Here is a 1,219-nt window from a genome sequence, read left to right as displayed (position 1 = left end):
TAGGAGTGAAAATTGTTATCTCACACTTTTTTCATTATAACCGATAACTCATCAACTTATTTATTTTTCATTCCTTACTGCGTGTTTGAGATATCTGACTCACCGATCGATCGGGTAAGCCTATTTCGCCAGAACCTTTTCTCGACACTGCGGATATTTTCTTCATATCTCAGTTTATCCAAGTAAAGCAGCAAATACTTCAATTCATCATGCGTCTCCTCCCCCTCAAAGGGGTTTACTCGCACCAGATTGCCATAGCTGCGCTCCCACTTTTGAGGTGTATCATCCACTGCAACGATCGACTCTAGCGGGACTTAAACAAATTTTAAGCCCAAACAAAGCCTAAACTGGCTTTATAAGCGGAGAATACGTCCCAATTTTGGTTCAACCATTTCACAAACCTAAAAGATATGGCTGTCCGAAATGCTTCGAGTGCATAGCGTAAAAGTGTTTAAAGATTTGTTTGCCCATCTACGCCTTAATCCTCCTGTTAAGGTATGCCAGAGAATGAAAGTGTAGGCACAAAACACCATAATAAAATGTCTTTTAAGGCTGGTTTCATCTCTGATTTGATATTCATTTAACCCCTACCAGCCCTTGGCTTACCGATAGAAAACTTCGACCCAATTTCTTTGTGAATAAGTTTTTACTATCCACTCCTCTGTTGCTGTTGATAAGTCAACATTACTCATCAAATAATCTATTTCAGTGGCGGTATCGAAAGTATCTGCATTCATGACGATGGCTATTACTTTCTTACCCGTGCATTTTGATAATTCGACTTCTTTAATTGCTACCCATACTGTTCTCGGTCGTTCTAGATTGAGTTGAATTTTTGTGAAAGCCTCTACAGGTAAGGCTTTTGTTAAGTTGTCTGCTCGAATTTCCTCTGTTTCATTTTCGGTTTTTTGAATTATTACTTTGCGATTTTTGGCGATGACTCCGATGTATTTTAATTTTCGGTTTTCTAATTCTTGTAAAAAACTGGTGTTATTACCATACCCTGCATCCATCAAGACTATTCCTGGTTTATAGCCTCTCGCTAAGGTTTTGTCGATTAAATTTATGGCTATTTCTGGCTTTTTCTTGAATTCTGGGTCATCTTTTCCGAATGGTAATGAGTCGGCTTTTTTATATAATTCAATAGACCTCTTGCGAAAGTGCGCTCGTTCTAGGTAAAATAAAAGAAATAATTAGCTCCCCTAAGATGAATTACGAA

Annotated in this window: 2 pseudogenes; both read right to left on the bottom strand. The window is 38.1% G+C overall.

Features of this window, described 5'->3' with window-relative positions:
- Positions 1–209 precede the first annotated feature (209 nt).
- Positions 210–290, bottom strand: a pseudogene (locus QUA02_RS33425) (NLI interacting domain protein); the annotation flags it as partial.
- A gap of 35 nt (positions 291–325) precedes the next feature.
- Positions 326–1,145, bottom strand: a pseudogene (locus tag QUA02_RS33420) (IS701 family transposase); the annotation flags it as partial.
- Positions 1,146–1,219 lie beyond the last annotated feature (74 nt).

Origin of the sequence: Microcoleus pseudofavosus SVA1_A4 (assembly GCF_036700565.1) — a bacterium.
GTDB lineage: Bacteria > Cyanobacteriota > Cyanobacteriia > Cyanobacteriales > Microcoleaceae > Microcoleus.
This window is presented reverse-complemented; position numbering and strand designations above follow the sequence as displayed.